The organism is Cryobacterium algoritolerans (assembly GCF_004402785.1).
Classification (GTDB): domain Bacteria; phylum Actinomycetota; class Actinomycetes; order Actinomycetales; family Microbacteriaceae; genus Cryobacterium; species Cryobacterium algoritolerans.
Window position 1 is genome coordinate 1 of the sequence record NZ_SOFP01000028.1, and the last position, 6,929, is coordinate 6,929.

General features: G+C 71.6%; 8 protein-coding genes. 4 read left to right on the forward strand and 4 right to left on the reverse strand.

Features of this window, described 5'->3' with window-relative positions:
* The 3 genes from E3O19_RS05620 to E3O19_RS05630 form a co-directional block, all read left to right on the forward strand.
* A partial coding sequence (locus tag E3O19_RS05620; RefSeq protein ID WP_206750936.1) for a hypothetical protein occupies nucleotides 1-2,656 on the forward strand: 2,656 nt, incomplete at its 5' end.
* A gap of 53 nt (nucleotides 2,657-2,709) precedes the next feature.
* Nucleotides 2,710-3,420, forward strand: a complete 711-nt coding sequence (locus tag E3O19_RS05625; RefSeq protein ID WP_134566012.1) for a VIT1/CCC1 transporter family protein — start codon at nucleotides 2,710-2,712, stop codon at nucleotides 3,418-3,420.
* Between the two features lie 80 nt (nucleotides 3,421-3,500).
* Entirely contained in the window at nucleotides 3,501-3,890 is a 390-nt protein-coding gene (locus E3O19_RS05630; RefSeq protein ID WP_134566014.1) for a DUF3054 domain-containing protein, read from the forward strand.
* A gap of 132 nt (nucleotides 3,891-4,022) precedes the next feature.
* Here the strand turns inward: E3O19_RS05630 and E3O19_RS05635 are convergent, their stop codons facing one another.
* Complete coding sequence (locus tag E3O19_RS05635; RefSeq protein WP_134566015.1) at nucleotides 4,023-4,664, reverse strand: NADPH-dependent F420 reductase; 642 nt, start codon at nucleotides 4,662-4,664, stop codon at nucleotides 4,023-4,025.
* A gap of 142 nt (nucleotides 4,665-4,806) precedes the next feature.
* Here E3O19_RS05635 and E3O19_RS05640 point away from each other — a divergent pair, with 142 nt between their 5' ends.
* Nucleotides 4,807-5,304, forward strand: a complete 498-nt coding sequence (locus tag E3O19_RS05640; protein ID WP_134566017.1) for a MarR family winged helix-turn-helix transcriptional regulator — start codon at nucleotides 4,807-4,809, stop codon at nucleotides 5,302-5,304.
* Here the strand turns inward: E3O19_RS05640 and E3O19_RS05645 are convergent.
* From E3O19_RS05645 to E3O19_RS05655, 3 genes are all read right to left on the reverse strand, one after another.
* Complete coding sequence (locus tag E3O19_RS05645) at nucleotides 5,301-5,591, reverse strand: hypothetical protein (protein ID WP_134566019.1); 291 nt, start codon at nucleotides 5,589-5,591, stop codon at nucleotides 5,301-5,303. The genes E3O19_RS05640 and E3O19_RS05645 overlap by 4 nt on opposite strands.
* Nucleotides 5,592-5,770: 179 nt before the next feature.
* Nucleotides 5,771-6,562, reverse strand: coding sequence for an FAD:protein FMN transferase (locus E3O19_RS05650; protein ID WP_241981221.1), 792 nt, complete (start codon nucleotides 6,560-6,562; stop codon nucleotides 5,771-5,773).
* Between the two features lie 16 nt (nucleotides 6,563-6,578).
* The coding region (locus E3O19_RS05655; protein ID WP_134566021.1) for an FMN-binding protein at nucleotides 6,579-6,929 on the reverse strand (351 nt) is incomplete at its 5' end.

Sequence of the window (6,929 nt, forward strand, 5' to 3'; positions counted from 1 at the left end):
TCCCTCCCCGGAGGCGCCCGGGCCGCGCGTGCCCCGGCCGTGCGTGCCCGGGCCCCGCGTGCCCGCGCCCCGCGTGCCGGAGCCGCGCGTGCTCGAGTTGCGGGTGCACGGCATCAACAACACCGCCCCAGCGGAGCTGCTCGACCTTGCGGCCGCGGACGTCGAGCGCGTGGCCGGTGACCGGCTCGGCAGCTTCTGGACCCCGACTCCCGCGGCGTTGGACCGGCTTCGCCGGGAAATGGATGCCGCGGACCGGCGCGGCTTCGTGCCGCGTCGCATCCGCCGCGAAGCGTACTCGTGGGGCGGGCTCGTGCGCACCACGCCCGAACCGACCGGGCCGGGCGGCGCGCTGGTGGCCGGGCTGGCGCGGGTCGGCTGGGCTCTTCTGCTGCCGTTCAGCATCGCCAATGCCGCCGCCTGGTGCTGGCGGCTGCCCACCGACGGCCGCACCGCGGCACTGAGTGCACGCGCCGGTCTTGTCCGCCTGTTCGGCGTACTGCTCACGCTGCTGCTGTCGACGACGGTCACGTCGGTCGCCGTCGACCTGCTGGCCGTGCAGTGTTATGCGGGGGGCAGCCTGGTCTGCACCGTGCTACCGCAACCGTTCGAAGCTCTGGCGCTGTGGACGCCCGGGCGCCGGATGGCCCTGTTCTCCCTGGTGCCCGTGCTGGTGGTGGCGGGACTCTGGCTGTTGTCGGGCATCAGCCGGCTGCGCTACGACGTGGCCGACCGCTACCTCGACGCACGGGACCCGTCCCCGCCCGCCGACTCCGCCGGCGCCCAGGGCACCGGCGGCCCGTTGCTCGCGAGGCCGCAGTTCTGGAGCAGCCGCGGCGAAACCCAGCGGTTGTCCCTCGGCCACCTCGCGGCCGGGCTGAGCCTGGTCTCGGTCGAGCTGGGTGCGCAGGCGGTGGTCGACGGTGGGGGCTTCAGTCTGAACGCTTCCACCGGGGTCTCCGGCGGCCTGCTCCTCACCGCGCTGATCACCGTTTTCGGCACTCGCACCCTCCTGGTCGAGGGCGTGGCCTCCTCCTCGGCTGGCCGCTGGCAGACGACGCTGGCCGGCCTGTGCGGCGCGGGCTATCTCGCGACCGTTGGGCTCCTGCTCGCTGGTCGGGCGCCCACCGGCGGCGTCGGAGCATCCGCTCGGTCCGGTTTCACGGTCGCGGCGGTGACCCTCCTCGCGCTGGTCGGGCTCATGCTCGCCATCATCGCGTCGAGCGTGTTCTTCCGCCGCGCGCGCGCCGGGGCCGAGCGACGGTTCGAGGCCTGGCACGGCCTGGCCCCTGCCGTGTTCCTCAGCCTCGCCCTCGGCATCGGGCTCGTCCTGTCCAGCCTGGTCACGGTGGCGGCGGGCGACTGGCTGAACGGCGGGTCAGGCGCGAGCGCGCTGCTCGGCTCCGGTCCGGTCGGGGCCGAACCGGCTGCCGCCGTGCGAGCGATCTGCGCCGACACGTGCGTGGCCCCAGATCCTCGGCTCACCGTCCCCATGCTCTACCCGTGGTTCGGCGGCGTCGCCCTGATCCTCTTCGCGGTTGCGCTCCTGATCGTCGGCGCGGCATTGGTACGTCCGAGGTCGGTGGCTCGCCGGGTTGCCGCCTGGACGCCGCCTTCCCCGGCCGACGAAACATCCGCCGCGGACCAGCCGATGCCGGTGGGTTCCGCGGCCGAGCTGCTCGCCCTGCTCGGCCCGGTGCGGGACCGGAAGCGGGCAACGGCTGCGCGGCTGCACCTGGTCGAGCCGGCGGTGGCGATCGTGGCGGGGGCCGCGGTGCTCGCCGTCCTCGCGACGGAGTGGTTGTCGTGGCTTTACCCGCAACTGTCGGCTTCTCCGGTGCCGGCCGAGGTCAGGGCGGCCTGGATCGGCAATGCCGGCTGGGTACGGGCCTGGCTCGACGTGGCCATGGGAGCCTGGGCCGGCATTGCCGCCCTCGCGCTGGCCGGGCTCGTCTTCCCCGCCGGGGCCGGCCGGTCGACCCGTCCGCTGGCGATCGTCTGGGACCTGGCCTGTTTCCTGCCCAGGGCCGGGCACCCGCTCGGGGCGCCGTGTTACGCCGAACGGGCGGTGCCGGAGGTGTCCCGCCGCATCCTCTGGTGGCTGCGCCCCGAGTCGGAGGCGCCGGCGACCGGACGGCGGGAGGTGGTGCTCGCGGCGCACAGCATGGGCGCCGTCGTGTCGCTGGCCGCGCTGTTCTCGCTGTCCTCGCACCCGGAGTGGACACGGCTCCGCCCTCGGATGTCTCTGCTCACCTTCGGTGTGCAACTGCGCCCGTACTTCGGGCGGTTCTTCCCCGAGTTGCTCGGGCCGGCGGTGCTCGGCAGCACGCCGTGCCTGCGGCCTCGGCTGTGGGCGGCCGACCCGTGGGCCGCGGACGCTTCGGCGGGAGCGACACCCGTGCCCGCCGCGGATACCGCAGCGGCCGGGCCGCTGGTTCCCGCCCGGCGCTGGGTCAGCCTGTGGCGGGCGACCGATCCGCTTGGCTTCCCGGCCTTCTCGAACCGGCGAGACGTAAATCCGATTGACGAATTCGCCGACGAAATCGATACAAGCGGGTACACCGGAGCCGTCGGAGGCCACGGAGAGTACTACCGCACCCGGCAGTACCGGTCCGCTCTCGCGGATCTCGCCGCCGCGGTGCGGCCGGGGCCTGACTGAAGGCAAGCCAGCCCTTGGTGGCGCCGCCGACCGGGCAATGGTTGGATTCAGACATGACTGAACCTGACCACGGCACCGATCCCCACTCCGTAGGTCACGCCTCGCGCCTCAATTGGCTGCGCGCGGGCGTGCTCGGTGCCAACGACGGCATCGTCTCGGTTGCCGCCCTCGTCGTCGGCGTTGCGGCCGCGACGCCGGATGCCGCTGCCATCCTGATCGCCGGTGTCGCCAGCCTCCTCGCCGGCGCCATCTCAATGGCGCTGGGCGAATACGTGTCGGTGAGTAGCCAGCGCGATACCGAGCGAGCCCTGATCGCGAAGGAACGCTGGGAGCTCGAACACATGCCGGAGCAGGAGCTGGCCGAACTCGCGGGCCTCTACCAGGCGAAGGGGCTCAGCTCCGACACCGCCCAGCAGGTCGCGCTCGAGCTGACCGCTCACGACGCGCTCGGCGCCCACCTCGAGGTGGAACTGCACATCGGCACCGAGGAGTTGTCGAATCCGTGGCATGCTGCGTTCGCCTCCGCCCTCGCGTTCACCGTCGGCGCCATCCTGCCGCTGCTCGCGGTGCTGCTGCCGCCGCCCGAGTGGCGCCTGCCGGCCACATTCCTGGCGGTCGCCGTGGCCCTCGTCGTCACCGGCTGGCTCAGCGCCTACCTCGGCGGCAGCCCGAAGGCCCGCGCCATTTCCCGGGTGGTCGTCGGCGGCCTGCTCGCCCTCGGTGTCACGTGGGCGATCGGCGCCCTGATCGGCACCTCGATCTAGGGCCGCGGCCCTGCTGTGCGGCCCTGCTGCGCGGCCACAACGCCGGCCGCCCGTTCACCACAGGCCCGTAGGCTTGGGGGATGACAGCAGAGCGAGCAGTCCCGGCATCCGTCATCACCGCTGCGTCCATCGACGCCGGCCTCGTGCTGGTCTTTGTCCTGATCGGCCGGGCCAGCCACGACGAGGGTCTCCTCGGAGTTCTGACGACGTGGTGGCCGTTCCTCGGCGGGCTCGCGATCGGCTGGATCCTGCTGCGCGCCTGGCGGAGCCCCGGGCGGATCGTCTGGACCGGCATCGGCGTCTGGCTGTGCACGGTGGCCGTCGGGATGCTGTTGCGGCTCGCCAGCGGACAGGGTGTTCAGCCGAGCTTCATCGTCGTGGCAACAATCGTGCTCGGCGTGTTCCTGCTCGGCTGGCGCGCGATCGCGCTCCTGGCGGCGAGGCTGCGGCGCAGGGCCTCGGGCGTCTGAGCCCCCACCGCCGCCCTCACGATCCCCCGCGCACGGCATCGTCCGAACCCACACCGCGCCCGTTTCGGCAGGGCGCGACCGCGACCGCGGGCGCGCCCTGCCGAAAGCGGCGCGACCGCGCCCGAGTGAACGCTAGACGAGCACCTTGAGGGAGGTGTTCCAGTTGAAGGTGTCGAACGCCGGGTTGGCCTGAAGCGTCATGATGAGAAGCTGGAAGCCCTCCAGTTCACGCGCGCGGCGCAGCGGGCCGGCCACGATCGGGCGCAGCCCGGCGTCCTGGACGAACGATGCGACGGCGGCGGCGGCCTCGTCTGAGTCGGAGGCGATGAACACGTCGAGCGGTTCGCCGGCAACGGTCTCGGCGGCCAGCGGGCCGGCGAAGGTCGTGTTGAACGCCTTCACGATGGTCACGCCGGGCGCGGCGAGCGCGGCGAGTTCCTCGGCCGCCGATGTGCCGGGGGCAACCACGAGCGAGTCGAAGGTGGAGAAGTCGATCGGGTTTGTGATGTCGATCACGGTCTTTCCAGCCAGCGCCGCGCCGAGAAGGGTGACGATCTCGCGCGCAGCGTCGTAGGGAACCGCCAGCACCACGATGTTTCCCGCAGGCACGGCATCGGGCGGGCCGGACGTGACGCTTGCGCCGAGTTCCGCCGCCAGCGCCGCCGCCTTCGCCTCATCGCGACTCAGGATCTGGAGGCTGCGTCCGGCGGCGACCGCCCTGGTGCCGATTCCACGAGCCATGTTGCCGCTGCCGATGATGGTGATGTCAGTCATGTTGTTCTCTTCCTGGAGGTGTAACGGGGCTGCCGCTGAACAGGTTGCCCTTCGGCCGAAGCCGGCCGGCGTTTACTTGAAGCAACAACTAAAAGTTACGTCGTTTCAGTTGAAACGTCAAGTCAACGGGTAGAGTCGGCTCATGACTGAACCCCGTTGGCTCACCACGGACGAACGCGAGGCCTGGCTGCGCCTGATGGCCGTGACCATGCTCCTCCCGAGCCGCCTCGAAGCCCAGCTCAAACGGGACGCCGGGCTCACCCACTTCGAGTACTACGTGCTCGCGATGATCTCGGAGAGCCCGGGCAAATCGATGGCCCTGACCCAGCTGGCCGCGCGCACCAACGCCTCACTGTCGCGCCTGTCCCACGTGATCGGTCGCTTGGAGGTTCAGGGACTGCTCACCCGCTGCGCCTCACCGCGTGACGGCCGCACCTCCCTGGCGACGCTGACGGATGCCGGTTGGGCCAAGGTCGTGGCGAGCGCCCCCGGCCACGTCGAGGAGGTTCGCACGGTCGTCCTCGACCCGCTCAGCGCCCGGCAGGTCGCGCAACTCAGCGACATCTGCGGTCGACTTCTCGCCACCCTCGACCCCGACCACGGCCTGCTCGGCCTCGACTCTGGCCGGCCTGCCGGCTAGCTCAGGTACTCGTCCGCGTCGCGATCGGCGTCGCGATCATCGGCGTCGCGATCATCGTCGTCGCGATCATCGTCGTCGCGATCATCGTCGTCGCGATCATCGTCGTCGTCGAAGTCGAAGTCGACGGAACGGCCATCGGCGTCGACGGTCCGTTCGTCGGCGTCCGGGTCGATCGGTAGGTCCTCATTGAGGGTCAGGGCGACATCGTCAAGGTCACGATCCTCGTCCAGGCCGTCGTTCGCCGCGTCCGCCCGCCGGGGCCAGAGCCCATCCGGGTCCATTGTCATGATCGTTCCTCCCCGCCGGGCAAAGGGCCGGGTGCCCCCGGGCGAGTCACGGTACGCTCTACGGCCTCCATCAACAAGGGTGCGGGGCCGGCGAAAACCGCCGAGAACGTCCCTGAAAAGTCGACGATCGCACGTGGCGCGCGGAGGTCCGGCGGATGTTGCGAGAGGCCGGGCCGAGGTCAGGCCCGTAGCCCGGGGGTTGCCAGGAGTGAACCCTCCCTCGGTACAGCGAGCACCTCGACGGGCCAGATCTCGGTGCTCCGGTTCAGGGTCGCCTCGCCGCCGGCGATGATGGCCGTGGCAAGCACGTCGGCGGTCACGATGTCCCGGGCGAAGACGGTGACCTGCCGGTAGGGCGAGATCCCTCCGGTGACGAAAGCCCAGATGTGATCGCCGCGCTCGGCGCTGCCGGAGGTCGCGACGGCCCGGAGTGGCCTGGCGAGGGGAACGACGGCCAGCGTGCGCGCCCGGTCCGTCGGGTCGATGATGCCGACCACCCAGTCGAGCCCGGGCGCCTGGCTGCCGGCGACGAGGATGTCCCCGCCCGCGTTCAGCGACCAGTCCTCAAGGCCGAGGGCGTGCAGCGCTCCCCCGGCCTCGTCGATGGCAAGGGCCTTGACCACCCCGGACAGGTCGAGCAGGCCATCCGCCCGGTGCGGGGTGAACATCCCGTCGGTGCGGTCGCGCCAGTCGAGGGCCTGCGCGTAGCAGTCCCGCAGCGCCGGGCTCGCCTGGGTGAGGCGGAGTTCCCCCCTGTTGATCCGGCTCAGCTCAGAGTCGTCACGGTACAGGCTGAACCGCGAGTCCCACCCGGCGAAGACGCGGGCGGCCGCGTCGCGGGCGGCGGCGCGCGACGCAGGTTCGACCGGCCCGCCGAAACGGATGCTCAGCACCGTCCCCATTGACGTCACGGTGAGCGCGTCGGTTCCGGCTGTACCTTCCGCGGACGAGACGCGGGCTTCGGGCGGCATCACGGGGCCGTACCGGCTAAAACTTCGCGGCATCGAGGGCCGCCTGCAGGGAGGTGAGGTAGCCGTTGGTCGTGTAGGTGGCCCCGCTGACGTTCTGCACCTGGGACGATTGGGCGGTCAGCACCTCGCCGCGGAGGATGGGCGCCGCCTGCTTGCTGATCATGACCGAGCGGCCGCCGTCGTTGGTCAGCTGGAGCGCCGTGACCTCGGTGATCGTCCCGTTCGCGATCGTCACGGACACCTGCACCGGTCCGTAACTGGTTTGCACCACCGACCCGTCGAAGGTGCCACTCGGCGCCGCCGGGGCAGTCGCCGGGGCCGCGGCGGTCGGGGTGGCCGGCGTCGGGCCCGCCGCGGTGGCGGCGGC

Coding starts and splice junctions, on each gene's coding strand:
- E3O19_RS05645 (WP_134566019.1), bottom strand. CDS start 5,591: ATGACAATGGACCCGGATGGGCTCTGGCCCCGGCGGGCGGACGCGGCG.
- E3O19_RS05630 (WP_134566014.1), top strand. CDS start 3,501: ATGACAGCAGAGCGAGCAGTCCCGGCATCCGTCATCACCGCTGCGTCC.
- E3O19_RS05650 (WP_241981221.1), bottom strand. CDS start 6,562: ATGCCGCCCGAAGCCCGCGTCTCGTCCGCGGAAGGTACAGCCGGAACC.
- E3O19_RS05640 (WP_134566017.1), top strand. CDS start 4,807: ATGACTGAACCCCGTTGGCTCACCACGGACGAACGCGAGGCCTGGCTG.
- E3O19_RS05635 (WP_134566015.1), bottom strand. CDS start 4,664: ATGACTGACATCACCATCATCGGCAGCGGCAACATGGCTCGTGGAATC.
- E3O19_RS05625 (WP_134566012.1), top strand. CDS start 2,710: ATGACTGAACCTGACCACGGCACCGATCCCCACTCCGTAGGTCACGCC.